1 protein-coding gene is annotated in these 264 nt (G+C 83.3%); it reads left to right on the top strand.

The window, feature by feature from the left end; genetic code table 11:
• On the top strand, positions 1–264 hold a 264-nt coding region (locus JAO81_RS43065), incomplete at both ends, for a hypothetical protein (protein WP_233416372.1).

Raw genomic sequence — 264 nt, 5'->3', positions numbered from 1 at the left:
GCCCCCGGCCGCGGCCTCGCCGAAGCCGCCTACGGGGCCGGCTCCGACCCTCCGCGGTCCGCGGCCGCGGCGGCACTCGACGCCGCGGCCCACCGGGAACTGCAGCGCCGGCTCGACGCCTGGCAGCAGGACGACCTCGCCGTACGGGCGGTCCTCGCCGAACCCGATACACAAGCCGCCGCCCGGCATCCCGCCGCCGGCCCGGCCGCCGCCCGGGCGGGCGGCGGGGTCGCGGGACAGGGGCCGGGGGGGGGGGGGAGGGGA

The organism is Streptomyces sp. N35 (assembly GCF_016464295.1).
Classification (GTDB): domain Bacteria; phylum Actinomycetota; class Actinomycetes; order Streptomycetales; family Streptomycetaceae; genus Streptomyces.
The sequence above is the reverse complement of the archived record's forward strand: the minus strand, read 5'-3'. Positions and strand labels throughout refer to the sequence as shown.